Raw genomic sequence first — 24,702 nt, 5'->3', positions numbered from 1 at the left:
AAAAAACCCCCCCCCCCCCCTTATTAAAAAAAAAAAAAAAAAAACCCCCTCCCGCCCCCCCCCCCGGGGGGGGGAGCCCCGCCGCGTCGGCCTGGAGCGCGGTGAGGCCGACGTTCGGGGTGTGGAACATGTAACTTTCCGGGTTCCTGGAGTGGACCGTGATCAGGCAGACAACCTCCTCTTTTTGCATCGCCTTCCAGCAGGCGTAGAGGGAATCTTTCCCGCCGGAGAAGAGCACGCCGAGTTTCATGATCGTTCCTGTATCCATTCTGCCAGGATCGTGATAAACCTCTGCGGCCGCGATCCCCGTACCCCCGGTACGGCTTGATCCAGGCGGAGTGCAATACCTCTTTGACAGCCCGTCACCGGTCGAGGATCAGGACTATATAGGGTCAGCCCTTCACCCGGTGCTGAGCGCTCGGAACGTAGTACGAGGTATGTGGTATGGCAGAAAAAGGTCAATATTCAGAAAATCAAGTTGAAGCGGTGGTTGATTGCATTCTGGTTAATTACCGGGGAGATGCGCGATCAAGGGATCGGGTCATTGACGCGATCCTGGAGTGGGCGGAGGAGCACCCCGACGAGTGGGAACAGTTTCAGGCACGATGCCGGCAGCGTCACGAGGCGCTGGCATAGACTTTTCCGGACCGAACACGGCGTGTCCGTCTCTTTTTCGGCCTTGAAGATCCGAAGCCAGCGGCTCTGCAGAAATGCGGGGAAAATGAGTGCGAGGGGAGCGATTTGAACGCTCGAACTCCTTCGAGACAAGGCCCTCAACCTTGCGCCTTTGACCTGGCTTGGCAACCCTCGCCCAGAACATGCCCTAGGCTTGAACCGATACGGAAGATACATCGGTTGCGCTTCCGCGCCCCGTTTACCTCACTTAATTTGTTGTCATACCTGAAATACCTTTGTGCTGGATGCGGCAGAGGAGGCTGCTGGCACCAGTCGGAGAAGAGAAAGGGCACCCGTGCCGGGGAACACGGCGAGAACACCGGTGTCGGTCCCCCGGAAACTCCGGGGATAAGAGCCAGAACACGGCACAGCGGCCGGCCAACCGCTCTTCGGAGCCAGTCCAACGGACTATCTGTCCCGTCTGCGGTGTCTACGCCATATCAGGAAAGCAAGTTCCATCACCGCTGATGAGTCCATCTCACCCACATTTACGTCAGGCCACTCTATCTGCTCTGATATAAGGAATGGCGGGGCGGCCTCTGGGGCAACCTCCAATTCATGCTGAGCAGGTAGGGGTAGACGGAGACATGGAGCCAGACGGTCGGTCATCCAGGTGAGGTTTCCTGCCAGCCCGTATCTTTTCCGGAGAGGGAGCCGAGTGCTGGTATTACTCTCCATCCTTTCGTAAGACCAGATAGGAATTTATGACAGCACGACAGGGCATCTCCTCCAGAAGCCCGATCTTCGAGAGTTCCTTGAGCAGATTCTCATACCTGCGCGCCGATTCCTCCTTCTTTCGTTCCCTATCTCCGGGGACCTTTGGATCATAGGCATACATAGTTTCAAGGGTATCGAGGGGTTCGATGGCGCCGTCTTCCCATATTCTGGCATGTTCGTCTCCGAAATGATGGAAACGATAGAACTCCATGTATTCATAACCGTCAGCCTCCCCGAATACCCAGTTGAACTGGAAGTTCGCGATCCGCATCGACCCGCTTTTTCGTTCGTGCAGGGCGTCCATCGGGATCTCAAATGTTTCCCGGTAACTCTCCTCAAAATGGCGGTTTATCTCTCGAAATGTCGCACCGATTCTCTCCATCGAACCCTTTACCATACCATATACAGATTCGGAGCCGTCCATAAATGTAATCGTTCAACCCGCTTACCGTCATGCCCAAAACTCAAGAGAACGCCACACGGTTGTTCCCGACATCCCGGACGAGCACATAATACCCGGAAACACCTTGCCCGTGTCGCATAAGGGAGAGAAAACCGGCCTCCAAGACCCCCCAGCCGGATCTATCACACCGCCACGACCCCGAGGGTTTGGAATGAAATCTTGTGCAAACACCGCGCACAGATCAGCTGAACGTGACATCCAGTATCATCATCGTTACAAAACCGACAAGCAGGCTCATTGTGGCGAGATCCGTATTTCCATGCCTCTGCGATTCGGGGATCACTTCTTCCCCGACGACGAAGATCATTGCACCGGCAGCAAAGGCAAGGGCATACGGGAGCAGCGGCTGGACGACGAATACCAGAGCCGCCCCGAAAACGGCAGCAATCGGCTCTACAATCGCGGAAAGTTGGCCATACATGAAACTCCGGGTCCGGGAGTAGCCTTCCCCGGCGAGCGGGGCCGATACGGCAAAGCCTTCCGGGAAGTTTTGCAGACCGATGCCGATTGTAAGAGCAATCGCCGCCCCCAGGGCCTCATGGGAGAGGCCGGCAGCGACAGCGCCAAACGCTACCCCGACCGCAAACCCTTCCGGGATGTTGTGCATCGTGATGGCGATCACGAGAAGCGTTGTCCTGCGAAGAGACGATCTCGGCCCTTCCGCCTCCGGCAGAGGGTATCCCGGGTGGATATGCGGGAGCAGAGCATCGAGACCGCGCAGGAACACGCCGCCGGCGAGGAACCCGACCGCTGCCGGAATGCTGGCCGCAAGGCCGGTCGAGCCGGAGAGTTCGATTGCGGGCAACAGGAGCGACCAGAAACTGGCAGAAAGCATAACACCGGCTGCAAACCCGAGCATGCCGTCAAGTCTCCGACGGTCCGGCTCCCGCGAGAAAAAAACGCCCGCAGCACCGAGAGCGGTCAAGCCCCAGGTGAAAAGCCCGGCAAGAAGCGCCTGGAGAACCGGATTCAACCCGGCAAAATAATCGAGCATGCTGTTACTCCGATGTGGTGCACGGACCTGCGGTTTGGTTATTGGACAAGCCGGGATTTAATACCCGGGCAATCGACAGCGGTTCATTGAAAAAGTAAGGAAAGGTGCCATTCCCTATTGAAGAAACTTTGAAACAAACAACGACATCTCTCCTCCCCACAGGGAATGGCCCTGAGGGTCCATCCCAGAAAATGCGGAGAACCATGACCCCTCCCCGACCTTCCCGTTGAGGATCGAGAGTTCAACTCCCGTCTTCTCCGCCACTTTTCCATCCCTATCTAATCGCGACCGACCCCGGCCGACCGATTGTCTTTTTGGTGTTCGTCCGTTGAGTATATAGTCCTTGAGATGAGACGGCAACGAGAATGAACGATGTACAAGAGGTCACGCCATCTCCCCGCGGGCAACGTCCTTCCCTGCAAGGATCTCCCGCAGGTGCTCCCGGGCGGTCTCGAGCCAGAGGTCGATAGCCACCTTCACTTCGGAGAGCGCCTCCTCTTCGGTCTCGCCGAACGCGGGGCACCCCGGAAGCTCCGGGGCAACGGCGATGAACCCCTCGTCCTCGTCGCTGAAGAAGATCATAATTGCGTAGTTATGCGGCATTTCAATCACTCCGATCGTCACCCCGAGCCTGCGGAACCTCACCGGACCGTTGAGTATACAGTTCGACACAATCCAACGCCCATTCAAATGCCTCCTCGAAGTTCGGGACAACTTTCATCTGATGCCGGAGCGATGCGTTCCATGATGCTGAGAATCGTTCACGCCTCCCCGCGAGCACGGAACTGCTCGGGATGACCTCCTTGCATTCGCATTTCCGGCGGAGAATGCTCCTCACGGCGTCCGGGTTCACGCGGTCGGCCAGGTGCCGGATATCGTAGATATCCCGCGGACGTACCCGCTGGAAGAGAGAGCGGATCTTTTCGGCCATGATCTCCTCCAGGCAGTAACAGGTTATCCCGGCAGTGAGTTTGTCCGAGTACGGGTGGTAGATCCGTCTCTTCTCAACAGGGAGCAGAATACTTTCATTACTCATGGTCGTGAGGTCGATGATGATTTTGGTTGGGGTGGATGCGTTCATGGGGATGATCCTGAACAAGGCCGTCGCCCGGAATCCGGTTGTCGTCTCGATAATGTCGATATCCTCCTCGAACCTGATGCCGCTCTCCTCTCGCGCATGGGATACCGCGTCCTTCACCGCCTCCCGCAGCGCCTCCTTCTCGTGCGGCTCCAGCAGGGTGAAGTCGAGATCGTCCGAGAAGCGGTAGTTCTCGATGAAGACTTTCCGGATTCCTGTCCCACCTTTCAGCGCCATGGGGAGGGCGCTCAGATGAGCGAGGAGCCAGTTCTGTGCATAGTCCCGCTCGATAGTCGAGGGCGGAACCCCGAAGGCGCGGGCGGTCTCTTTAATCTCCACAATCGGTATCACTCGGAGTCCCCCTGACGTGTTATCTCAGTGTTGATGACCAGCCGCCACCTCGGATCGTTCTCTCCCTGGCGCGGCATCGTAGGATCGAGGAGGAGGTAATTCCTGGATGTCGGGAGCGGCAGATCCAGTGGAATTCCCATACGCTCGCTCAGATAACCGAGCCTCCGGACAACAGCGTTGTTCCCGATCATCCGGGCGTACCGGCTCAGGGTCTCGCGGTCCAGCGATGCGTTCTCCAGCGCCTTTGCAACCTCGACGATCCCTCCCGCGTATTCGGGTCTGTCGAGGCAGTCGACTAGAGTCTTCTCCCTGTCGGTGACGGTGACCTGTGTCTCCTCGATCCATTCCTTCGCAAAGCCGAAGAACTTCTCCGGCTTTACCCGCACGATCCGGTAGTCCACGCCGAACACCTCGAGCTGGTTGTTCTTCTTCCGCGCCGTTGTCTGGACAAAGACCGTCATCGGGATCTGCTCTGTCAGGCCGTGGTAGTGGAGAGCGCTCCAGTATGCAATCGCGGATGGCCGGACGAGATGTGAGGCGATCACAAATTCGTGGAGCGTGTACTTGCCCTTCTCGCTCGCGAGCGGGATGATCAGGTATTTCCCCCTCTCGATTCGCTCGACAAAGCCCCGATCTTCCCACCGGGAGAGCATCACCGAAAGCACGCTTTTCGGGGTCCCTGTCTGTCGGTGCAGCTGCTCGAGTGTGAATACCTGTCCGTGGCGGGCGATGGACTTCAGGATCTCAATTGTCACTTGTCGTCTCCCACGTTCCTCATTGAGTGCACCAACCTTATCAAAGTTGTTAATTTCGGTGTACTTTATAGTGATTGCCCCCCTCATGGGGCGGGGGGTGAGCATCATAACTCACCCTTCCGCTTCTTCTCCTCGATCAGCTCGTTGAGCAATTTCCGCACGAGCTCCGGGTTCTCCAGCACATCCTTGCCCATTGCATCCTGCACATCCTCCCCGTCGTCAGTGAATGACTTGCCGCAGGTGGAGCAGTAGTTCGCACGCGGGGCGTTGATGGTCTTGCAGCCGGGACACTGCACCGGTTCGAGGCATCGCGCCTCCGCTTCCTCCTGCGGGAGGATGCCGTACTGGCCGAGGACTTCCTTATCGATGTCTTGGCCGGTGAGGTGGGCGTAAGTGGCGAACATATCGGTGTTGAGGTTCCCCCACATCATCAGCTTGATGACCGACTCTTTCATCCCCTGATTGATGAGGTGCGTGATCCGTGAGTGCCGGAAGATGTGCGGAGTAATCTTCTTGGTGATGCCAGCCCGCCCGGCGATCTTGGGGAGCTGCCCGTAGATGGTGGCGTGCTGGAGCGGCCGCCTCTGATACGTGATGAAGACCAGGGCGTCGCCGACGGGTTCGAAGGGGTAGTCGTTCCTCCAGGCCGCGAGATATGGCGTGGCCATGACCAGCCGGACGTAACGCTGAGTATGGCACTTGGTATCCTCGACGGAGATCACTATCCCGTAGGCGTCGAACTGCACGCGACGCCAGGTCAACCGGCCGAGTTCGCCGATGCGGCACCCGGACTCGTAGAGGAGTGCGATGATCGCCCGGTCGCGGGAGGACTGGCAGGCCCGCAGGAGCGCTCCGACCTCCTCCTGCGAGAGCATCTGGTCGGGAAGTTTGGTACATCGATCCATCCGCGGCGGTTTGATCTTCTGGATCTTGACTTTCGAGAGATCCGAGTAGTCGTTCTCGATCATCCAGAGGTAGAACCGCTTGAGGAACATGATGTAGTCGTGCAGGGTGTTCTGCTTGAACGGCCTGTCACGCTGGTTCCTGGCTTCTTTGATCGTGGCTATGGCGGAGAAGATATCGCCGATGGTTGCTTCCCGGTAGGAACAGATGTAGCGGCGCCAGTTGATCAGGTGCGACGTGATCTTGTTTACCCGGACAGTTGTGATTCCTTGCGACGCCTGGAGCTCCGTCACGAACTCGGTGATGAGATCGGCATCGTCGCGGGTGAGGAGGCCCTTGGCCACTGCTTTCCGGACGGCTGTAGTGGCGTAGGTTTTATCGACAGGATGAAACTCTCTGTCAGTTTGGATTGGTGCTGTGAACGCTCCCATGCAAGGGAGGTCAGAATAGAGGTATAAAAGCGTTTGCTGACAGATCTGAACCTGAATAACGGATGCTGCGGGTGGGATCCGAACCCACGATCTCCAGATGTCCCAGGATTGGACGCACCGTTCTTCTCAAAACCCTATGAGTCTGGCGCCCTAACCAGCTAGGCCACCGCAGCATACAAAGTGCATTATAACAATGGCGTATTGGCAAATAAACCTTATGCTCCCCGGAAAAAATAGGACGGCGAGTTACTTCATGTTTTTCTGCAGATACACGTTGACCGCTGCAGTGATCGCCGCCACATGCTTTCCCTGCCGCAGCGATGCAGCAAGTGTCTGCATACGCGCCTCTTCCTCATGGAGGTAGCGGTTCAGGCTTGTTGCGATATGCTCTTCCTGCAGGAAGTGCGTATGCGTATCGCCAGCGATGAAGTGGGCGTTATGCATGATCGCATAATGGAGGGGGAGCGTCGTCTTCACGCCCAGAATGACGTACTCGTAGATGGCCCGCCGCATCCGCTGGATTGCCTCCTCACGGTCGGACCCCCATGCGCAGAGTTTGGAGATCATCGAGTCGTAGTGCGGGGGGATGGTATAGCCCACATGGATCCCGGAGTCGACCCGTATCCCCGGCCCTCCGGGGGACCGGTACCGGACGATCTTGCCCGGATCGGCAGCGAAATCGTTCAGCGGGTCCTCTGCGTTGATCCGGCACTCGATCGCATGCCCCCGGATGCTGACGTCCTCCTGGTCCATCGCGAGATCCTCCCCGGCGGCGATGGCAATCTGCTGCTTCACCATATCGATCCCGGTAATGAACTCCGTCACCGTGTGCTCCACCTGCAGCCGGGTGTTCACCTCCATGAAGTAGTAGTTGCCGTTCGCATAGAGGAACTCCACCGTGCCGACATTCTTATAATTCGCCGCCTTCGCGGCGGCGATGGCCGATGCCGTCATCTGCTCCCGGAGAGCGGGCGTCATGATCGGGCAGGGCGCCTCCTCGAGCAGTTTTTGATGCCGGCGCTGAATAGAGCACTCGCGGTCGTAGAGATGGAGGGTGTGCCCCTTTGCGTCGGCAACGATCTGGATCTCGACATGTCGCGGCTTCGTAAGGTACTTTTCGACGAAGATCGTCGGGTCTCCGAAAGCGGATTCGGCGATCCGCCTGCCCTTCTCGATTGCTTCCTCGAGTTCTCCCTCGTTCTCGGCGATATGCATGCCGATACCGCCGCCGCCTGCGCTCGCCTTCACGATAACCGGATAGCCGATCTCAGCGGCGACCTTCTTCGCCGCATCGACGCTTTCGACACCCTCCGGCGTGCCGGGAAGAACCGGGACGCCGGCCTCGCGCATCATCCGCTTCGACCCGATCTTCGAGCCCAGCGCCTCGATCGTCTTCCAGGACGGCCCGATGAACGTCAGTCCTTCATCCTCGACCAATTTCGCAAACCCGGCGTTCTCGGCAAGGAACCCATACCCCGGATGGATCGCCTCGGCTCCGGTCTTCCTCGCCACAGCACAGATCCGCTCCTTGTTGAGATAACTCTTCGACGGGTGCGCCTCCCCGACACAGAACGCTTCGTCGGCATACTTGACGTGGAGCGCATTCTTGTCCGGCTCGGAGTAGATTGCAACCGTATCGATACCCAGTTCCCGACAGGCGCGCATAACGCGGATGGCAATCTCACCGCGGTTGGCGATCAGGATCTTATCAAAGTACTTCATCGCACAAGTTCTCTCGTTCAGGTAATCGGGCCCTACTCAATGACCATCAGCACGTCCCCGTTCTGCACGACGTCCCCGGCATCCACGAAGATCTCCGCCACCGTGCCGTCGCGCGGACTGCGGATGGGGTTCTCCATCTTCATTGCCTCAAGGACGATGAGCGTATCCCCCTTCTTAACGGCGCTTCCCCGCTGGGTCATCACCTTCAGGACCATCCCCTGCATGTTGCTCTTCACGCCGCCGGCGATATCGCCGCGGGGCGCCCTTTCCCGGACCGCCGGAGCGGACTTTGGAGCCGAGACCGAACCTCCCTCTACGGTGACGATCCGGACCGAGAAGATCTCGCCGTCCACCTCCACCTCCATGGAACGGGGGATCTCGGCAACATTCACCGACCCCGCAGGTGCCGCCGTCTTCTCAGGGATTGCTTCAGCCCGGCGTTCGCCCCGGAGGAACGACGGAGCGATGTTCGGGTAGAGGATGTAGGTGAGAACATCCTCTACCCGGGTGCTGAGGCCCTGCTTCTCCGCTTCCGCCCGCATCTGATCGTAGATGGGCGGGAGAAGGTCCGCCGGGCGAACCGTGATCGGCTCTTCGTCGCCGATGATCAACTTCCGCACTTCGGGACGGATCGGGGCGGGGGGGCGGCCATACTGGCCGCGGACATACTCTTTCACCTCCGTGGTCACGTTCCGGTAGCGCTCGGCGCCCATGAGGACGTTGAGCACCGCCTGGGTACCCACGATCTGGCTCGTCGGCGTCACAAGCGGGGGATAGCCGAGGTCCTTCCTGACCCGGGGGATCTCGTGGAGCACCTCATCCAGGCGGTCAAGCGCATCCTGCTCCTTCAACTGGGAGACGAGGTTGGAGATCATGCCGCCCGGGAGCTGGTAGATCAGCACGTCCGAGTCGACCCGGTCGGCAATGGGAGAAAAGAGCGGCTCGTACTTCTCCCGCAACCCCCGGCAGACATTTCGCACCTCGCGCAGCCGTACCAGGTCGATGCCGGTACCCCGCGGCGTTCCGGCAACGCTTGCAACAACGCTCTCCGTCGGGGGCTGAGAGGTGCCGAGAGCGAACGGCGACATCGCCGTATCAAGGATATCCACGCCCGCATCGATCGCCGCCTGGTAACTCAGGGGCGCGACGCCGCTCGTGCAATGGGAATGGAGGCAGACCCTGATGTCCACTGTCCTCTTGATCCCCGTAATCAGCTCCCGGGCATCGTGCGGCATGATCAGGCCGGCCATGTCCTTGATGCAGATCGAGTCGCAGCCGAGCGCGTAGAGTTCCTGCGCCATATCGATGAACGTCGCGACGGAATGAACCGGACTTGTCGTGTAGGATATCGCACCCTGCAGGTGCGCCCCGACGTTCTGCACCTCTTCCATCGCCTTCTTCATGTTCCGGATATCGTTCAGGGCATCAAAGACCCGGAAGATGTCGACCCCGTTTCGTGCGGACGCCTCGACAAACTTCTCGACCACATCGTCGGGATAGTGCCGGTAGCCCACGAGGTTCTGACCCCGCAAAAGCATCTGGATGGGAGTGCGGGTCAGTTCCGCCTTCAGCATCCGGAGGCGTTCCCAGGGATCGTCGTTGAGAAACCTGATGCAGCTGTCAAAGGTCGCCCCACCCCAGGCTTCGACGGAGAAGAACCCCACTTCGTCGATGACACGAGCAAGAGGGAGCATATCTTCGGTCCGCAACCGGGTAGCGATGAGCGACTGATGCGCGTCCCTGAGCGTGGTATCGGTGATAGAGAGTGTATCGGATTTGGCAGCACACATCGAATTTTGCACCTCGAAGGGCTGAGAATACATCAATAAGCCTCTAAAAAATTCGCCCTAATAATATAAAAACGTCGCGAAGAGGCAGGTAGAATAAAAAAACGAGCAGAACGGCCGCAAGAGATACCAGAACATCCCGTCGGGTCGTTTCGAACCGGGGGCAGACATGCCCTCCAAGCGTGTATCCCCGTACTACGAGCAGCCGGGCCATCTCATCGGCTCGCCGGATCTGGGTGACGATGAGAGTGACGGCAAGCGGCACGATCGAGCGAATGCCCGGAAGGACCCCCTTCAACGCCATGGCAACCTGCATCTGATCGATCTCCTGCCGGATTACCGCAAGCCCTGTAAGCCCCATCTCGGCAATGAGCCCGATCTCGAACCCAATCCGGTCCCCGAGGGCCCAGACCGCCACAGAAAGAACCTCCCCCTCCTTCATCTCCGCATACGCCCACACGGCAAGCAGAAGGACCGCGACCATCCGGATCAGGTAGGAGAGGCCCGGACCGCCTCCCCATTCGGAGACCAGCGCTGCGGCGGCGATCATTGCAATGAGAGAGAGAAGCACCCCCGGCCGCGGAAAAGTCCTGGTGCGCGGCGTCGCAACAAGCCACCAGACGAGGGCGGCGACGGCTCCCGCCGTGCTTGCAAATGCGGCGAGAGAGAGGAATACGGTGACAAAAAGTCTCAACCTCGGGTCCTGCATAGCGCCTCCCGGGCATCGGTCAGCCTGATGTTCTCCGGGCGGGCACCCTCGCTCAGAGCATACCGGAGGTAGGGCGGGGCGTACCGCCACCGCGGGAGCGCCCCGGGAACACTGCCAAGAGAGGTCAGGACGCCGCCCTCCATCTCCCAGAGAGCCTCCACCCGGGGGAGGACCGCGCGTTCGTGCGAGAAGATGACGGTGATCCCCGCGTCCCTCTCCTCGATCATCCTGCAGACCTTCCGCTTCGCGGCGCAATCCAGAGAACTGAACGGTTCGTCCAGGAGCAGCAGGTCGGGGGCCCGCATCAGCGTGCAGATCAGGGTCAGACGCTTGAGCTCGCCGCGGGAGAGGTGGAACGGGTCATCGTCGGCGCGCCCGGCAAGGTCCGCCCGCGCGAGCACCTCCTCCGGCGCAAGCCCCCAGGAGCCGACCTCTTCGGCAACGGTCGGGCGGGTGACGTGGTATTCGGGGAACTGCAGCAGGAGCTGGACCGACGAGACGCCGTGCCTCCGAACGCTGTCGCTCCCGGGATGGAGCAGCCCGGCAAGCAGAAGGGCGAGCGTCGATTTCCCGCTCCCCACCGGTCCGTTGACCAGGTGCCTGCCTTCTTCGAAGGTGCCGCTGCCCCGGATCGTGAACGGGCCACGGGAGAAGACGAGGCTGTCAAGGTCGACCCTCACCGGCGGACCCTCCACATCGAAGGGTAGAAGCACGTCTCCTCAAGCGTCGAAAAGACCTCTTCGGGCGTACCCTGGCGCCTGACCGCACCCCCCTCCATGAAGAGGACGTAGTCCGCACCGGCCGCGGTATCCATCGACTGCGTGCACCAGAGCACGTGGGTCGCCGTGCTCTCCTGCACGACGCGCTGGACACGTTCTGCCGTCCCGGCATCCAGGTGCGAGTCGGCCTCGTCCAGAATGAGCACCTCAGGGTCGTCGACGATGGCCGCGGCCAGTGCAACGAGTGCCTTCTCGCCCCCCGAGAGAGCCGAGACCTTCTTCGCGAGGAGGTGGGGAATCCCGACCCGCATAGCGGCTGCCCTGACGTTCTCATCAGTTTCACGGCAGGAACGGTGGCGGAATCGGGGAGTTGATGCGATCTCGTCGCATACCCGGGAAAAGAGAAGCGTTCGGTCGGGGAACTCCCCCACCCACCCGATCTTCACGGACGACGGCGGCCTCCCGAGAAGCCGGACCGTCCCGGTGCGCGGCTCCTCAATGCCGGAGCAGACCGAGAGAAATGTTGTCTTTCCACTCCCGTTCGGTCCGATCACGGCGATGCGGCGCGCATCCAGCGTGAGATCCGGGACTTCGAGGAACCGGTGCTGCAGACCGACGATCCGGATCATGCCACCCGCTTTCCTATGGTGTATGCGGCCAGAATCTTCACGGCATCGCCGACGAGGAACGGGGCAACCCCGAGCATAACCGCCTCCGGGAGCGTGAGCGATGCCGAATAAGCGAGCCACGCGACGCCGAAGAGGTAGGTTACGCCGGTCGCGGCAATCAGCCCCGCGACCCGGAACTTCGGCGATGAATGCTCGTAGGCAAGCCCGGCGACGAGAGCGGCGGGGACAAAACCGAGCAGGAACCCACCCGTGGGACCGAGAAGCACCCCGAGGCCCGCCATGCCGTTGTGAAAGACCGGGAGGCCAGCCGCACCGAGGAGGACGTAGAGGCCGAGGGGAATCACTGCATACCGCTTCATGACGATCCCCGAGAGCAGAACAAAGAGGGTCTGAAGCGTGAGCGGGACCGGGGGCAGCGGAATGGATACCCAGCTCCCGGCGGCGATCAGCGCGATGAACGTGCCGCTGTAGGCGAGAATCTGAGCACGGTGTTGCATGTAAACCATCCTACGTTGGATGGTTGACAATAAAAATCCTGTCAACAACCTTACAGTTTCTGGTTGACAGGAGCGGGGCGTTCTAGATCTGGAAACAGTCGCCGGCGATGACCCGTTCTATCTTCCCGTTGTCCTTCCGGATGAGCAGGGCGCCATGCTCATCGATATCGATGGCCTCTCCCGTAAATGTCTTATTGACAGTCTTGATGGCTACCCGATGATCGAGCGTCAGCGAGAGGGTCTTCCATTCGCGGACGAGGGAGTCATATTCGCCGTCTTCGAGCTGCTGGTAGCGCAGTTCGAACTCCCGCAGGACCCGCGCAAGAAGGGCCACACGGTCGACCTCATGACCGACCTCCTTCCGGAGCGTGGTCACCGTATCCTTCAGGTTCGGCGAGAGGTCGTCGAGGGAGACGTTCGCGTCGATCCCGATCCCGAGCAGGGCGTAGTGGATGGTATCCGCCTCTGCAGCAAGTTCCAGGAGCAGGCCCGCCACCTTCCGATCTCCGATGAAGATGTCGTTTGGCCACTTGATAAGCGCGCTGATGTCGTACTCCTTCCGGATGGCGCGGGCAATCGCAATCGACCCGGCCATCGTTATCATGAAGAGGCGATCAAGCGGAACCATCGGCTTTAAGAGAATGGTGACCCATATGCCGCCGGCAGGCGAGACCCAGGCGCGTCCAAGCCTTCCAACCCCGCCGGTCTGCTCTTCGGCGATGATCACCATGCCGTGCAGCTGCTCGGGGTCGGTCTCGTCGGCAAATTTCTTCCCGATCCCGCTCGTGGAGGGGATGCTATCGAAGTGGCGGATCTGCCTTCCAATGAACCGGGTGGTGAGCCGTTTATGGACCTCATAGGGCAGGAGCCGGTCGGTTGTCTCCTCGAGGCGGTAGCCTTCCGCCCGCGACGACGATATTTTATATCCTAGCCTCCGGAGTTCGCGGATCTGTTTCCAGACAGCCGATCGGGTGATACCCAGTTGCTCTGCAACCCGTTCTCCCGATATCGGACCGGGCGACTTTTCAAGGATCTCCAGTACGTTGATTGCCGTATCTTTCATATGCATTACCTTTTCGCTGCGGGCGACTCCGTCGGGAGCGGACATGGGTCCCGACCGCAGACCTGCCGCCGGATCTCTGCACTCTGCTCCATGAAACCCGCCAGATCAAAGATGCCGGTCACATCGACGATCCCGATTGCGCCGATGGCCCTGCCCTCGCCGTCCCTCACCGGCGCCACCGCCACCGGGATGCCTTTGTAAGGGCCCGCCGGGGGTCTGACCCGCCGGGTAGCATTCTCCGCCAGGACCTCCTCGAGGATGGGGCCAGTGTAGGCCTCGTCGACGATTTTCCCATCCTCGATCCTGATTCCCGGGTAGTCCCGGGACCGTGCCGTGACGGGCAGACGGCCAAGCAGATCATGGATGCAGATCATGACGGGAGCGAGATCGCGCGCTCTCGAAGATTCAGAGATAACATAGTGCTCCATGGTCGTATCCCTACTTTCCATCAGGGTTTATCTAGAATAAGGTTTCCCTCTCTCCGCAGGAGAAGTCCTTTAAGAATTCACGCGACGGATACTCGTGGATACTGGAGACCAGGATCATGCCGTCACCGACCGCCTTCCCGACGAGAAGCGCCTCGCCTTCAGGAGAGGCAGCAAGCGTCTCGCCGCCGTGAGCCGGGAACGAGCCGTCGCACTCGACGGCGGCAAGGTCGTAACCGGAGAAGAGGGAATTGTACCTGCTCTCGCCGGTGAACCGGACGGCGCGGGGCCCATAGACGAACGCATACGTTAGCGGGAAAGGGAGCCAATCGTAGGCGTCTTCCCGACGGCACCCCGCACCGAAGACCAGCAGCCGGCCGCCGTTCTCGACGAAATGCCGGAGGCGGCCGCTTGCAGCGCGGAGCGCCGGAAGGAGGTTTGAATAGGCCGGGTTTGCGAACCCCGTCGGCACGATGAGCAGGACGAACCGCCCGCGCCAGAACGGGGAAGCAAGCATGTGGGGGCTGATCGCCTCGCAGCAGGCGCCGCAATCCTCGATGAGCCGCGAGAACGTAAGGGGGCTGTCCCAGATCAGCCCGGTTCTGCAGGTCACCCCTTGATCACCCCGAGCGGCTCCAGCCGGGCGACGATACCCGAGAGGCCCGCATCGTGCACGACGCGCACCACCTCCTTGCTCGGTTTATAGACTTCGGGCGCTTCCTCTGCGAGGGCCGAGTCGCTGTGAGCACGCACCAGGACACCGGCCCTCGCGAGGAGTTCCCGGAGTTCTTTCCCGCGAACCTCTTTCTTTGCCTTCGACCGGCTGAGCACTCTCCCCGAGCCGTGACAGGTGCTCCCGAAGGTCTTCTGCATCGCGGTCGCCGTGCCGCGGAGGAGGTAAGAAGACGTCCCCATGCTCCCGGGGATGAGGACCGGCTGCCCGACCGCAGCATACTCGCGGGGGATGCCCGGAGTCCCGGGACCGAACGCCCGCGTTGCACCTTTGCGGTGGACGCAGACCTCCATCGACGCACCGTCGACCTCGTGACGCTCGAACTTGGCGACGTTGTGCGCGACGTCGTAGATGAGCCGCATCTCGTCGTAGTCGATCCCAAACAGATGCGCAAATACCTTCCGTGCCTCGTGCATGATGATCTGCCGGTTTGCCCAGGCGTAGTTTGCAGCGCAGACCATGCCGCCGTAGTAGGCGCGGCCTTCCGGGGAGTCGAGCGGAGCGCAGGCGAGCTGCCGGTCGGGGAGGTGTATCTGATGCTTGCCGAGTGCGCCCTCGAGCACCCGTAAGTGGTCGGTGGCGACCTGGTGGCCGAGGCCGCGCGAACCGCAGTGAACCATGAAGCAGACCTGCCCCTCGGCGACCCCATAGACCTCTGCAGCTTCGGGATCGACGACCTCCCGCACCACCTGAACCTCCAGAAAGTGGTTTCCCGCGCCGAGCGTCCCGAGCTGCGGCATGCCCCGCTGGCGCGCTTTGGCACTGACCGCATCCGGCTCCGCGCCCGGCATCGCACCCTCTTCTTCACACCGGACAAGGTCGGCTCCGGTGCCGAGTCCACGCTCAACCGCCCACCGTGAGCCGCCGACCATGATCTCGGAGAGTTCCCTGTTCGAGACGCGCATGGCGCTCTTTCCACCCACACCCGTCGGCACGGCATCAAAGAGCCTTTCAATCAGCTCCCGTTTCTTGCTGGCGAGATCGGCTTCCTTCAGGGGCGTCGTGATCAGCCGGACGCCGCAGTTGATGTCGAACCCGACCCCGCCGGGAGATATGACCCCTTCGGTCATATCAAACGCGGCAACACCGCCGATGGGAAACCCATATCCCCAGTGGATGTCGGGCATGGCAAGGGAGTGCCTCACAATCCCGGGCAGGGTCGCGACGTTCGCGAGTTGACGGACCGCTCCCTCCTCGAGCGTCTCCATCAGCTCCCGGGAGAGGAAGAAACGCCCCGGCACCCGCATATCGGGGACGTATCCGATAGGGACCTCCCATTCGAGGTCCCCAATCCTGTTGATTCCTTCAAGCATGAGATCCCTCAGATATCGAAGATGATGTCCACCACATAACCTTCTTCTTCTTTAACGATTTCGAGCCCGGAGTAAGATACACCCTTGACGATCGTCCCTCCGGAGTGCCGCGCGGGGTCGAAGGGCTCCCCTCGCGCCGTGGCGGAGAGCCGGGTGCCCTGGATATCGACGTTGAAGGTGCAGAAGATGAGGTCCTCGACGTCGGTGATGAAGAGCAGTTCCGAGAGGTAGTCGATCAGGAGCGAGTCGAGGTCCTCCGCCTCGAGAGAGAGCCGCCGTTCGATGCCGCGGTCTTCGCAGGGGCCGTACATCACGTGAAACATGGCACGGCCTGCATCGGCAAAGACTTCGCCCAGGGTTGCGCCCCGCACCCGCATGAGGACGTCGGCGGTATGCTCCAGTTCTTCAAAGGTCATGGTCTGGAAGATCGTCGTAGAAGATAGGAATCATTCCCTTGTGGATAGAGTCGATGTAGCGGGCCTGATACTTCGAGACGTAGATGGTATAGCCGCCGACCGGGACCTGCAGATCGGTCGGTTTCGGTGGTTTTACCGATGTCGGCAGGAGGATCGGGCCGCTACAAGCCGTGCTCACCCTGAAATCGCGCTTTCTCTGAAGAACATACGATCGGACATCGTCCGTGACGGATATTCCCCGTGAGGGACCCGGCCCCCCGATATCACTCTGCATGATGGTCTCTTATATTGGTTCTCCGTGTAAAAAAAGAGGTGTATCTGAGTATTATGTTGTCCCGAGAATATTCGTCACTACATCCACATACTGGTCTTTCAACTCATAGATGGTGTTCGTTCCCTCCGCGTTTCGTCTCACGTGCAGGATACCTATCCGAGACGCGATGATGCCGACCATGGATGCAATGGAGTGATAACTGATGGTGAACTGCTCCTGCAATTTCTCGTAGATCCGGGGTATGGTCAGGGATTTCACCTTTACAAAGAGGGTGAGCAGCTCATGCCGGATTCCATCCCGGTCCCTTGCGAGATAACCTTTGAGTCGAGTTTCTACCTCCTTTTTGAGCTCATAGGGCGATCTCATATGTGCTTGTGATTCGGTATTTTATATATATCTTTTCTTTTCACTCATTTAATCGGGTATTCTGACGGTAGGACGACAATTGTCTGACGAAATAGGCAAGAGAGGGATGTAACGCCACGATTTATCGAAAAAGTTGATATTATTGACCATATTCGGTTTTAATCGCAGTATCCGCCCCCGTAGGGGGTCTCCCCCGGACACCCTGCAGGGTGTCCGCGCATCCCGGGATGGGATGTGCAGGGCCACTTCTGAGGAAGCTCCGGTCAGTTCTCCAGGCTGGGTAGTCCCGGGGGGCGGCGGTTCTATCATGACCGATCTCGATTCCCGGCTTATACAATAAGCAACCCTTTAACACATCACATTCATACCAGTATTGCAGTATGGAAGTCCCCAGATACGACATTATTAACAAATATTCTCCACGGCAGATGGTAACGCTGCCCCTCGTTCTTCTCTTCCTTGCCGTGGGTGTGCTTGGCTACACCACGCTCGCCACCGGCATGCCCTTGGCACTGGGCATCGACTTTGTAGGAGGAACGGCGGTCACTGTATTTACCTCTGACAACAAGGAGACGATAGAGGCGACCTTCTCGGCGTATCCGCTCCTATCGGTGGGTGAGGGGATCGGCAACGGGAAATACCTCCAGTTCGGTCCCATGAGCGACGAAGAGCACCGGGGTCTTGTCGCACTCATCAACGAGAAGTATCCCGATGCAAAGATTGACCAGATCGGTGAAACTTTCGGGAAGACACTCCAGAATCAAGCCATCCTCGCCCTGATCATCTCGTTCATCGGGGTGGCCATCGTGATCTTCCTGGTGTACCGGCACCTGGTGGCGTCGGGTGCCATCGTCCTCTCGGCGGTCTCGGATATCATCATCACCGCCGCGGCCATGCAGGTCTTCGGCATTCCCCTCTCCCTCGGGACAACGGCAGCCCTGCTGATGTTGATCGGCTACTCTGCAGACAGTAACGTCCTCTTAACCACGCGCCTCTTAAAGCGCAAGGGGAAACTCGACGAGAAACTTTCCGGGGCCTTCAGGACCGGGATCATCATGACGACCACGACTCTTGCGGCCATCGCCGCCATGTGGGTCGTCACCACGGCAGGACAGATCCAGATCATCAGCGAGATAGCAAGCGTCCTCATCATCGGGCTCCTCATCGACATGATGAATGCATGGATGCTGAACGCCGGAATTCTCAAGGAATACATCCTCCGGGGCGGTAAGTAAATGAACAGCGAAACTATCGTGAATCTCATCAAGGACTGGCGGGTGGCCCTGCTGCTCGTGCTGGTCATAGGCTCCCTCGTCGGCATCTACCTCGCGCCCCCGAACCCGGAGAAGGGACTTGAGGGGAACCTCCAGTTCGGCCTCGACCTTGAAGGCGGTTCATGGCTGCAGATGGAGTTTCAGTCCGTCGTTGTGACCTACTCTACCAGCGGATCGGTCGAAGACCTGATAGATAACCTGCAGACAGACCTTGAGACGGACGTCACCCAGATCGACGCGGACCACCTCGAGATCCGAAAGGGCGTCTCCCGCGCCGAACTGGAACCGATCTTTGCGGCATCGGACGCCTCGATCGTCGCCTACCAGAAGGGCGTATCGCAGCCCACCGCGGACGACGTGAAACGGATCCTCAACGAGAAGGTGAACGCCCTCGGGATGCAGGACGCGCGGATCAACCTGCTCACGCCGACAGGAAGTGAGTATCCGCAGTACGTGCGGATAGAACTCGCCGGCGTGGATATGGCGACGGCACAGGAGATCGTCGGCAAGCAGGGCATGTTCGAGATCCGGATCCAGACAACCGGGAACGCGACCGAGCACGTCATCTACGGCGACCAGATCACCAGCGTCGGCGTCCCGCAGAAAGACCCCAGGAATCAGGACTGGAGCGTCGCGTTCTCGCTTACCGATGCGGGCGCCCAGGCGTTCCAGAAGGCGGCCATCGAACATGGAGCGGTCAACAACCCGGAAAGCCACTTCCTCGTGATGCTCCTCGACAACGAGACCGTCTACAGCGCCCCGCTCAATCAGAAGCTTGCAGCGGAACTTCGGTCGGGCCCGGTCAGGTCGCTCTCCGCGAGCACCGGGCTCGGCGACGCCGGGCTTGAGGACGCGATGGAACTCGAGATCCACCTCCGCGCCGGCGCCCTGCCGGTGGATGTAGAGGTCGTCGGGTCCGGCTCCGTCCCGGCAGCGCTCGGCGAGCAGTTCAAGACGGTGGTTCTCCTTGCCGGGGTCCTCGCGCTGCTCGCCGTAGGGGTCATGGTCTACCTCCGCTACCGCGAGCCCACGATCGTGATCCCGATGCTGGCCGTCAACGTCTCCGAGATCATCATCCTGCTCGGTATCGCCCGCTTCATCCAGCAACTGGACCTTGCCTCCATCGCCGGTTTGATAGCGGTGGTGGGCACCGGCATCGACCAGCTCGTCATCATCACCGATGAAGTGCTCCACGAAGGGCGGGTCCCGTCGCCGAGCCTCTACATGAAGCGGTACGCGCGGGCGCTCGGGATCATCGCCGCGTCCGTGGCAACGGTCGTCATCGCCATGTTCCCCCTCGCGCTGATGGACCTCTCCACGCTTCGGGGCTTTGCCATCATCACCATACTCGGCGCCATGGTCGGCATCCTGGTCACCAGGCCCGCCTATGGAAAGATAATCATGGCAATCCTCTCAAAATAAAAACCTTACACAACCTTTATTGCCCCGTTCACACACATTTGTGTGAATGGGGTAATAAGTATGGGAAAACCGGTTTTAATGGACTTTTTCGCTGAGTGGTGTGGCCCGTGCCACCAGCAGTCGCCTATCATCGATGAACTAAGAGAGAGAATGGGCGACCAGGTCGAGATCAGGAAGATCAACGTTGACGAGGCCGATCCTGAACAGATGCGAGAGTACGCCACGAAATACGAGATTCAGTTCGTCCCCACGCTCGTCATCGAGAAAGACGGGGCTCTCGTCCAGAAACTGGTAGGCGTCCAGGATCTTGAGAAGCTTGAGAGCATCCTAAAACCGCTGGTGCAAAGACAGTGAAGATCGGTATCGTTGGGGGGACAGGTGAAATCGGGGAGGGTATGGCACTCCGGCTCTCTCCGAAGTATGATGTAATCGTCGGTTCGCGTGAGGAGACAAAAGCGATAGCAACCTGTGATGCCTGCAGGGCCTCCCTGCAGGAGCGGGACCAGACATGCAGCCTGCTTGGCGTCACCAACCAGTATGCGGTCGATGAAGCGGATATTGTCATTCTTGCGATACCGTTCAAGCACGTGGTCCCGACCCTGAAGACCCTGACCGGGTTTGAGGACAAGATCGTCGTCAGCCCCGTCAACCCGATCGAACGCACGACTTACTTCTCCTACGCCCCTCCGCCGGAAGGCTCGGCGGCGATGATGATCAAGGGGATGCTTCCCGCAAGCGCAACCGTTTGTGCTGCGTTCAACAACATCGCGGCACACCGGTGGCAGATGCTTGACGAAGAACTGGATTACTCCGTTGCCGTCTGTTGCGACGACGACGGCGCCAAGCAGAAAGTTATGGAGATTGTCAATAACGTATCAAACCTCCGTGCCTATGATGCGGGCCCACTTCGCGCCGCATCCATCGTCGAGAGCGTCACACCCCTCCTCCTCAACATCGCCCGCTTCAACGGGATGCACGACGTCGGTGTAAGGTTCGTATAGGAATCAAGCTTTTTTCCGGGTCCCCAGAGAAGGGGACCCCTTTGCCGGGGAAAGAGATACCGTCTTCTGATTCTCCGGCGCTTCTTGCCTTGCCGTAATATGGGCCCTGTTTTGTCCCCGGGATCGGCCTCGGCAGGAGGAGATGCACATGCCCCGGTGGAAAGCCGTGCCCCGGAGCGCCTCTGGATTGCGACCAACAGAGCAGACCGGGAGGGTTCAACCATAATATGCGTGAATGCGTGACCGGAGAGGACAGAATAACTGCGAACGTCACCCGCCGGTGTCTCTGTGAACTCGGATAGCATATTCATAGGACCACCGGGGGAATGAAACGAAAGAATTAACAATTGTGAACACGTATGTAGATATGGTGATCCACACTATGAGGGATCGTTTTTGCCATAAATGAGAACAAACTCGCAACGATCGGGCACCTGCCGCCGTCGGCAAAGCTCGTGTATATTGTATTGGAGACGCAGGGTCAGTTGACGCAGAAGGACCTCATACGCGAGACCTCTCTGCCGCCGCGGACCGTGAGATACGCCTTAAGTCGTTTGAAGAATGAGGGGTTCATCGTCGAACACTACTACTTCATCGACGCCCGGCAGAGCCTGTATGGGTTGAACACCCAAAAGCCGGAGGTGGTGGCTGTATGATGCGGCCGCACATGCGACCCCCGATACATGTGCACGTCCAAAGAGTCTCCAGGTAGACCGATTTTCATCTTTTTTTTTCAACTCCGTTGAAATCCTCCGCTTTCTTCAAACACCAGCCGAGTCACCATATGCTCTGATGAACGCGTGGAAAAATCTAGAGGAGACCACTCACCTCTGCGACCACCGAACAATTGTCTGGAGGTCAATAGGTAGGAAGAAGAGAAAGAACGGCGATGCAAGGTATGGTCCATGCCAGGAGTTTAAGGCTTTACGATAGGTGTGTCAGTATCTCAGCGTACAGCGCGGCGGTACCCTCGAAGGATGCATCGTTGAACACGTAATACGCTCCCTTCTGCGTCTCGATCAGCACGCACGCGTTCGTATCCTTATAAATCGCACCGTTGCAGTTACCTATCTCGTCGTTGTACAGCTGTCCGGCAATTATTTTGTAGTTGCTCAAGCCGAATTCGCGGCTGACGTCGAACGTCCCGTCCTTCAGATCGCAGGTCGCTATATCCGAATAGGCTATGTCCCAATCACACAAGGGCGCATCGATGCTGATTGTCTCCTCATCCATCGTGACCGAGAACGAACCACCGATGCCGCCAGATATGAACAGGGTTATCGGCAGCATCGCGGAAAGCAGGAGCACCGATGTTAACGATATCTGCGTCAGGGCCATTTTATCCTTCTTTGAGAGCAATGAGAACCTGGAACCTTCGTTTCCCCTGGCCCTGTCCACCATGCGCTTGATTCCAACCATGGATACGGCGGCTGCAAGCAACACTGTCACAAGAACGATTGCCCAGGAGTACGACGGGTGGAAGAACAGAAGAATCTCCAGCGCGGCAACTCCGATTACCAACACTACGGTCAGCAATCTTCCCATCGGGACCGCCAGTTTCTTAAAGGTCTCCCTCTTCTCCTCGGAGAATCTATCCCACTCACCTTCGGTCAGGTGCTTTCCGTCACCGGTCAACGCCATGGAGATCCAGAACGCCAGCGGAATATAGATCATCACCGAAAGGATCTGCATGATCGCGAGGGACCTGCTCTCATACAGCGTGTAGTTTACGACTGTGAGGGCCGTCGGTAAGGCTACACCAGCTGCCAGACAGAGGGAATAGAGTATCTTATCTTCTCTGCGCATGGACGAACTCCTCATGGTGCAATCGCGCGGGATTTCTTATTGGGGTTTAGAGCCCCGTCTCCTCACCTGATCATTCCTTTCTCCTCGCCAAAATACCTTCTGCCGGTGACCCGCTCCTCGCTGGTGTCCATCAGGAGGTCTCCAAACGATCTCTGCCTGCACGGGCGATGGCCGGGCTTTGAGACGGCAACAGGCGGTTCCGCTTCTCTTCGCAAAGATCAGAGCAACGACACGATACCCCAGACTGCGGTCGTCCGCGAGGGCAGGAGAAGTTTCCGGAAGAGAAAGAAGAGTGATCGCGGAAGACACCAGGGAAGGATGCCTTTACGCCCGCAATCACGAGAAGAGGAGTCCGGTGCTCCGGAAGAGAGTTACGGCGAGGAGTCCTCTGTTATCTCCGGTATCGGTATCGACGAAGCGACGAGCCGTTCTTCAATCTCCCGGATCTTTTCGAGGTGTGCTCTCGTCGACGGCTTTTTCGGCACCGCACCGCAGCCGGAGGCGCGAACGGTCGACGGGATGTACGTCCCGATCTCCTTTGCGAGGCGTATTGTCTCAGCCTTATCAAACCCGATGAGCGGCCGATACACGGGGATCGTCGCCACATCAGTGAGGACCATGAGGTTATCGAGCGTCTGGGACGCCACCTGGCCGATGGACTCCCCGGTGACGATGCCCTTTGCCCCGACGCTCCGCGCAAACGACTCCGCGATCCTGTACATCCTCCTCTTGCAGAGGAGGCAGGTGTACTTCTCAAGCTTGGACCGGACCAGTTCTTTCTTTGCGGACGCGAGATAGGAATCGCGGACAACCTGCAGCCGGATATCCGGTTGATAGGGGCGGAGCGATTCGACGACCTGTTCCGTCCGTGCAAGGTTGCTCTGGTCAAGGAACTCATCGAGCGCCACGTAGAGCGGGATGATGCGGCAACCGCGCTTCATCATCATATAGGCCGCGACCGGAGAGTCGATACCCCCCGATACAAGGGCAACGAGGGTTCCCCCGCTGCCGAGCGGCAGCCCGCCGGGACCGCTCGTGACCGTGTCGTACAGGTAGCAGTCCTCATCCCTGATCTCGACGAAGACCTCCTTATCCGGGGCGGTGAGGTTTACCTTCAGGTGGGGAAATGCGTTCCGGACCAGGTCGCCGAGTTCCGCCGCCTTTTCGCTCGATGTAAAGTCATGCTTCCCTACCCGCTTCATCCGGATTGCAAACGTCTTCGCGTCTTTTAACCCGTGTCTCTTGCAGAACTCCAGGAGTCCGGCATTGAGTTCTTCAAGAGGAATTTTGTCAACTGCCGAGAATGAGACGATCCCAAAGACCTTCTCCAGATGGGTGGGGTCCACGTCTCCTGAAAGCCAGAGACGACCTCTCTCGCTCTTTACCCGGCAGTTCGGCAGTACATTCTGGATGTTTGAAGCAAGCAGATACTCCCACTGCCTGCGGACGGGGTCCGACTTCAAGAATATTTCCGAGTAACGGACAAGCCATAATGCGGTCATCGGCTGACCTCAAATCCTGCAAACGTCTTCTTGCTGTTCGATGCTGCATTCGTTGCCGAAACCAATTTCTCCAGATCGGTCTCGTTAACCGGATTTTTGCAGTAAGGACACCTGAAGTTGCATTCGGTCTTTTCGTAGGGGCAGATCGTCATGGAGAGTTCGGCAAGCGGGTGGCCTTTGCTGTGGATCTCGAACTCCTTGTTCCAGCCGAACGGCGCCCGCTTTACATCGACGGCTGCCGAACAGAGTTCCTTCTCAAGACTCTTTAAGATGGCAAGCGCGCATTCCGGAGACCCAAGGGTGCTCGTGAGATGGGCATACGGATAGATCAAAACCCGGTTTACCTTCAGTTTCCGGAGCCGGGCAATTATGTTCTTTACGGCGCTTGCAACAACGTGCGAGGGGTTCTGTTCATCAAGCTTCTCGACGCAACTGAAAAGAACCACACATTCATCCACCCGGTCCTCTTTCGGCCCGATATCTTCCGCCACCTTTGTCTTTCGTGTAGTGCGGTACCATACGGTATCGACATGGATGGAAAGAATCCTCATATGTTCTGCCTCTCAGGATAGTCCGGAAAACAGGGGAGGTGATCCCTGCTCCCCGGGCCGGCCCGGCAGATGACTGCAACGGAGCCGGATCGACAGATCATGGCTATACTCCTTCCAGTGCCTGGT

28 protein-coding genes, 2 tRNA genes and 1 pseudogene are annotated in these 24,702 nt (G+C 58.9%); 6 read left to right on the top strand and 25 right to left on the bottom strand.

Features of this window, described 5'->3' with window-relative positions:
* Positions 1–250, bottom strand: a pseudogene (locus BP737_RS11965) (hypothetical protein); the annotation flags it as partial.
* 194 nt (positions 251–444) lie between these two features.
* Here BP737_RS11965 and BP737_RS11960 point away from each other — a divergent pair.
* Positions 445–636: a hypothetical protein gene (locus BP737_RS11960; protein WP_342686212.1), complete on the top strand. Its 192-nt coding sequence runs from the start codon at positions 445–447 to the stop codon at positions 634–636.
* Between the two features lie 90 nt (positions 637–726).
* Here BP737_RS11960 and BP737_RS11955 read toward each other — a convergent pair.
* The 21 genes from BP737_RS11955 to BP737_RS11855 all read right to left on the bottom strand — a co-directional run bounded on the left by BP737_RS11955 (position 727) and on the right by BP737_RS11855 (position 17,020).
* Positions 727–811, bottom strand: a tRNA-Leu gene (locus BP737_RS11955).
* Between the two features lie 531 nt (positions 812–1,342).
* Positions 1,343–1,816, bottom strand: coding sequence for a hypothetical protein (locus tag BP737_RS11950; protein ID WP_292409376.1), 474 nt, complete (start codon positions 1,814–1,816; stop codon positions 1,343–1,345).
* Between the two features lie 220 nt (positions 1,817–2,036).
* The gene (locus BP737_RS11945) at positions 2,037–2,849 is read right to left on the bottom strand and encodes a ZIP family metal transporter (protein ID WP_292409378.1); all 813 of its coding nucleotides are present in this window, start codon (positions 2,847–2,849) and stop codon (positions 2,037–2,039) included.
* A gap of 384 nt (positions 2,850–3,233) precedes the next feature.
* Positions 3,234–3,452 carry a type II toxin-antitoxin system HicB family antitoxin gene (locus BP737_RS11940; protein WP_292409380.1) on the bottom strand — a complete coding sequence of 73 codons (219 nt, stop codon included), beginning with the start codon at positions 3,450–3,452 and terminating at the stop codon, positions 3,234–3,236.
* A gap of 1 nt (position 3,453) precedes the next feature.
* Positions 3,454–4,278, bottom strand: a complete 825-nt coding sequence (locus BP737_RS11935; RefSeq protein ID WP_292409382.1) for a nucleotidyl transferase AbiEii/AbiGii toxin family protein — start codon at positions 4,276–4,278, stop codon at positions 3,454–3,456.
* Entirely contained in the window at positions 4,275–5,033 is a 759-nt protein-coding gene (locus tag BP737_RS11930) for a type IV toxin-antitoxin system AbiEi family antitoxin domain-containing protein (protein WP_292409385.1), read from the bottom strand. Before BP737_RS11930 ends, BP737_RS11935 begins: the two co-directional genes overlap by 4 nt.
* Positions 5,034–5,137: 104 nt before the next feature.
* Positions 5,138–6,367 (bottom strand): site-specific integrase, encoded by a 1,230-nt coding sequence (locus BP737_RS11925; RefSeq protein ID WP_292409386.1) that lies wholly within the window; start codon positions 6,365–6,367, stop codon positions 5,138–5,140.
* Positions 6,368–6,430: 63 nt separating this feature from the next.
* Positions 6,431–6,540, bottom strand: a tRNA-Met gene (locus BP737_RS11920).
* A 73-nt stretch (positions 6,541–6,613) separates the two neighbouring features.
* Entirely contained in the window at positions 6,614–8,089 is a 1,476-nt protein-coding gene (locus BP737_RS11915; protein WP_292409388.1) for an acetyl-CoA carboxylase biotin carboxylase subunit, read from the bottom strand.
* 32 nt (positions 8,090–8,121) lie between these two features.
* Entirely contained in the window at positions 8,122–9,879 is a 1,758-nt protein-coding gene (oadA, locus tag BP737_RS11910) for a sodium-extruding oxaloacetate decarboxylase subunit alpha (protein WP_292409390.1), read from the bottom strand.
* Between the two features lie 43 nt (positions 9,880–9,922).
* Positions 9,923–10,585, bottom strand: a complete 663-nt coding sequence (locus tag BP737_RS11905) for a hypothetical protein (protein WP_292409392.1) — start codon at positions 10,583–10,585, stop codon at positions 9,923–9,925.
* Positions 10,567–11,265, bottom strand: coding sequence for an ATP-binding cassette domain-containing protein (locus tag BP737_RS11900; RefSeq protein WP_292409394.1), 699 nt, complete (start codon positions 11,263–11,265; stop codon positions 10,567–10,569). The genes BP737_RS11905 and BP737_RS11900 overlap by 19 nt, the downstream gene beginning before the upstream one ends.
* On the bottom strand, positions 11,262–11,933 hold the full coding sequence (locus BP737_RS11895) for an ATP-binding cassette domain-containing protein (RefSeq protein ID WP_292409396.1): 672 nt from the start codon (positions 11,931–11,933) through the stop codon (positions 11,262–11,264). The genes BP737_RS11900 and BP737_RS11895 overlap by 4 nt, the downstream gene beginning before the upstream one ends.
* Positions 11,930–12,430 carry a biotin transporter BioY gene (locus BP737_RS11890; protein WP_394339228.1) on the bottom strand — a complete coding sequence of 167 codons (501 nt, stop codon included), beginning with the start codon at positions 12,428–12,430 and terminating at the stop codon, positions 11,930–11,932. Before BP737_RS11890 ends, BP737_RS11895 begins: the two co-directional genes overlap by 4 nt.
* An 82-nt stretch (positions 12,431–12,512) precedes the next feature.
* A complete protein-coding gene (locus BP737_RS11885) occupies positions 12,513–13,493 on the bottom strand; it encodes a biotin--[acetyl-CoA-carboxylase] ligase (protein WP_292409400.1) in 981 nt (326 codons plus the stop codon).
* Between the two features lie 5 nt (positions 13,494–13,498).
* The gene (locus tag BP737_RS11880) at positions 13,499–13,942 is read right to left on the bottom strand and encodes a DUF2111 domain-containing protein (protein WP_292409402.1); all 444 of its coding nucleotides are present in this window, start codon (positions 13,940–13,942) and stop codon (positions 13,499–13,501) included.
* A gap of 10 nt (positions 13,943–13,952) precedes the next feature.
* Positions 13,953–14,531: a hypothetical protein gene (locus tag BP737_RS11875; protein WP_292409404.1), complete on the bottom strand. Its 579-nt coding sequence runs from the start codon at positions 14,529–14,531 to the stop codon at positions 13,953–13,955.
* On the bottom strand, positions 14,528–15,964 hold the full coding sequence (locus BP737_RS11870; protein WP_292409406.1) for an RtcB family protein: 1,437 nt from the start codon (positions 15,962–15,964) through the stop codon (positions 14,528–14,530). The genes BP737_RS11875 and BP737_RS11870 overlap by 4 nt, the downstream gene beginning before the upstream one ends.
* Positions 15,965–15,972: 8 nt before the next feature.
* Positions 15,973–16,380, bottom strand: coding sequence for an archease (locus BP737_RS11865; RefSeq protein ID WP_292409408.1), 408 nt, complete (start codon positions 16,378–16,380; stop codon positions 15,973–15,975).
* A complete protein-coding gene (locus BP737_RS11860; RefSeq protein ID WP_342686210.1) occupies positions 16,370–16,558 on the bottom strand; it encodes a hypothetical protein in 189 nt (62 codons plus the stop codon). Before BP737_RS11860 ends, BP737_RS11865 begins: the two co-directional genes overlap by 11 nt.
* 147 nt (positions 16,559–16,705) lie before the next feature.
* Positions 16,706–17,020, bottom strand: a complete 315-nt coding sequence (locus BP737_RS11855; RefSeq protein WP_292409412.1) for a DUF2551 domain-containing protein — start codon at positions 17,018–17,020, stop codon at positions 16,706–16,708.
* 380 nt (positions 17,021–17,400) lie between these two features.
* Here BP737_RS11855 and BP737_RS11850 point away from each other — a divergent pair, with 380 nt between their 5' ends.
* The 5 genes from BP737_RS11850 (at position 17,401) to BP737_RS11830 (ending at position 21,373) form a co-directional block, all read left to right on the top strand.
* Positions 17,401–18,255 (top strand): protein translocase subunit SecF, encoded by an 855-nt coding sequence (locus BP737_RS11850; RefSeq protein WP_292409414.1) that lies wholly within the window; start codon positions 17,401–17,403, stop codon positions 18,253–18,255.
* On the top strand, positions 18,256–19,716 hold the full coding sequence (locus BP737_RS11845) for a preprotein translocase subunit SecD (protein WP_342686209.1): 1,461 nt from the start codon (positions 18,256–18,258) through the stop codon (positions 19,714–19,716).
* 60 nt (positions 19,717–19,776) lie between these two features.
* Positions 19,777–20,070 (top strand): thioredoxin family protein, encoded by a 294-nt coding sequence (locus BP737_RS11840; RefSeq protein ID WP_292409417.1) that lies wholly within the window; start codon positions 19,777–19,779, stop codon positions 20,068–20,070.
* A complete protein-coding gene (gene npdG / locus BP737_RS11835) occupies positions 20,067–20,717 on the top strand; it encodes an NADPH-dependent F420 reductase (RefSeq protein ID WP_292409420.1) in 651 nt (216 codons plus the stop codon). Before BP737_RS11840 ends, npdG begins: the two co-directional genes overlap by 4 nt.
* 455 nt (positions 20,718–21,172) lie before the next feature.
* Positions 21,173–21,373 (top strand): winged helix-turn-helix domain-containing protein, encoded by a 201-nt coding sequence (locus BP737_RS11830; protein WP_292409422.1) that lies wholly within the window; start codon positions 21,173–21,175, stop codon positions 21,371–21,373.
* Positions 21,374–21,641: 268 nt separating this feature from the next.
* Here the strand turns inward: BP737_RS11830 and BP737_RS11825 are convergent, their stop codons facing one another.
* The 3 genes from BP737_RS11825 to BP737_RS11815 all read right to left on the bottom strand — a co-directional run bounded on the left by BP737_RS11825 (position 21,642) and on the right by BP737_RS11815 (position 24,576).
* Positions 21,642–22,523, bottom strand: a complete 882-nt coding sequence (locus BP737_RS11825) for a PH domain-containing protein (RefSeq protein ID WP_292409424.1) — start codon at positions 22,521–22,523, stop codon at positions 21,642–21,644.
* A gap of 371 nt (positions 22,524–22,894) precedes the next feature.
* Positions 22,895–24,025, bottom strand: coding sequence for a tRNA uracil 4-sulfurtransferase ThiI (gene thiI / locus BP737_RS11820; RefSeq protein ID WP_292409426.1), 1,131 nt, complete (start codon positions 24,023–24,025; stop codon positions 22,895–22,897).
* Complete coding sequence (locus BP737_RS11815) at positions 24,022–24,576, bottom strand: threonyl-tRNA synthetase editing domain-containing protein (protein ID WP_292409427.1); 555 nt, start codon at positions 24,574–24,576, stop codon at positions 24,022–24,024. The genes thiI and BP737_RS11815 overlap by 4 nt, the downstream gene beginning before the upstream one ends.
* Positions 24,577–24,702: the final 126 nt, after the last annotated feature.

Origin of the sequence: Methanoculleus sp. UBA291 (assembly GCF_002499755.1) — an archaeon.
GTDB lineage: Archaea > Halobacteriota > Methanomicrobia > Methanomicrobiales > Methanoculleaceae > Methanoculleus > Methanoculleus palmolei.
The sequence above is the reverse complement of the archived record's forward strand: the minus strand, read 5'-3'. Positions and strand labels throughout refer to the sequence as shown.

Excerpts from the sequence above, each read along its gene's own strand:
- BP737_RS11960 (WP_342686212.1), top strand. The coding sequence starts at position 445 with ATGGCAGAAAAAGGTCAATATTCAGAAAATCAAGTTGAAGCGGTGGTT.
- BP737_RS11950 (WP_292409376.1), bottom strand. The coding sequence starts at position 1,816 with ATGGACGGCTCCGAATCTGTATATGGTATGGTAAAGGGTTCGATGGAG.
- BP737_RS11945 (WP_292409378.1), bottom strand. The coding sequence starts at position 2,849 with ATGCTCGATTATTTTGCCGGGTTGAATCCGGTTCTCCAGGCGCTTCTT.
- BP737_RS11940 (WP_292409380.1), bottom strand. The coding sequence starts at position 3,452 with ATGCCGCATAACTACGCAATTATGATCTTCTTCAGCGACGAGGACGAG.
- BP737_RS11925 (WP_292409386.1), bottom strand. The coding sequence starts at position 6,367 with ATGGGAGCGTTCACAGCACCAATCCAAACTGACAGAGAGTTTCATCCT.
- BP737_RS11915 (WP_292409388.1), bottom strand. The coding sequence starts at position 8,089 with ATGAAGTACTTTGATAAGATCCTGATCGCCAACCGCGGTGAGATTGCC.
- oadA (WP_292409390.1), bottom strand. The coding sequence starts at position 9,879 with ATGTGTGCTGCCAAATCCGATACACTCTCTATCACCGATACCACGCTC.
- BP737_RS11905 (WP_292409392.1), bottom strand. The coding sequence starts at position 10,585 with ATGCAGGACCCGAGGTTGAGACTTTTTGTCACCGTATTCCTCTCTCTC.
- BP737_RS11895 (WP_292409396.1), bottom strand. The coding sequence starts at position 11,933 with ATGATCCGGATCGTCGGTCTGCAGCACCGGTTCCTCGAAGTCCCGGAT.
- BP737_RS11890 (WP_394339228.1), bottom strand. The coding sequence starts at position 12,430 with ATGCAACACCGTGCTCAGATTCTCGCCTACAGCGGCACGTTCATCGCG.
- BP737_RS11885 (WP_292409400.1), bottom strand. The coding sequence starts at position 13,493 with ATGAAAGATACGGCAATCAACGTACTGGAGATCCTTGAAAAGTCGCCC.
- BP737_RS11880 (WP_292409402.1), bottom strand. The coding sequence starts at position 13,942 with ATGGAAAGTAGGGATACGACCATGGAGCACTATGTTATCTCTGAATCT.
- BP737_RS11870 (WP_292409406.1), bottom strand. The coding sequence starts at position 15,964 with ATGCTTGAAGGAATCAACAGGATTGGGGACCTCGAATGGGAGGTCCCT.
- BP737_RS11865 (WP_292409408.1), bottom strand. The coding sequence starts at position 16,380 with ATGACCTTTGAAGAACTGGAGCATACCGCCGACGTCCTCATGCGGGTG.
- BP737_RS11855 (WP_292409412.1), bottom strand. The coding sequence starts at position 17,020 with ATGAGATCGCCCTATGAGCTCAAAAAGGAGGTAGAAACTCGACTCAAA.
- BP737_RS11850 (WP_292409414.1), top strand. The coding sequence starts at position 17,401 with ATGGAAGTCCCCAGATACGACATTATTAACAAATATTCTCCACGGCAG.
- BP737_RS11845 (WP_342686209.1), top strand. The coding sequence starts at position 18,256 with ATGAACAGCGAAACTATCGTGAATCTCATCAAGGACTGGCGGGTGGCC.
- BP737_RS11840 (WP_292409417.1), top strand. The coding sequence starts at position 19,777 with ATGGGAAAACCGGTTTTAATGGACTTTTTCGCTGAGTGGTGTGGCCCG.
- BP737_RS11825 (WP_292409424.1), bottom strand. The coding sequence starts at position 22,523 with ATGCGCAGAGAAGATAAGATACTCTATTCCCTCTGTCTGGCAGCTGGT.
- thiI (WP_292409426.1), bottom strand. The coding sequence starts at position 24,025 with ATGACCGCATTATGGCTTGTCCGTTACTCGGAAATATTCTTGAAGTCG.
- BP737_RS11815 (WP_292409427.1), bottom strand. The coding sequence starts at position 24,576 with ATGAGGATTCTTTCCATCCATGTCGATACCGTATGGTACCGCACTACA.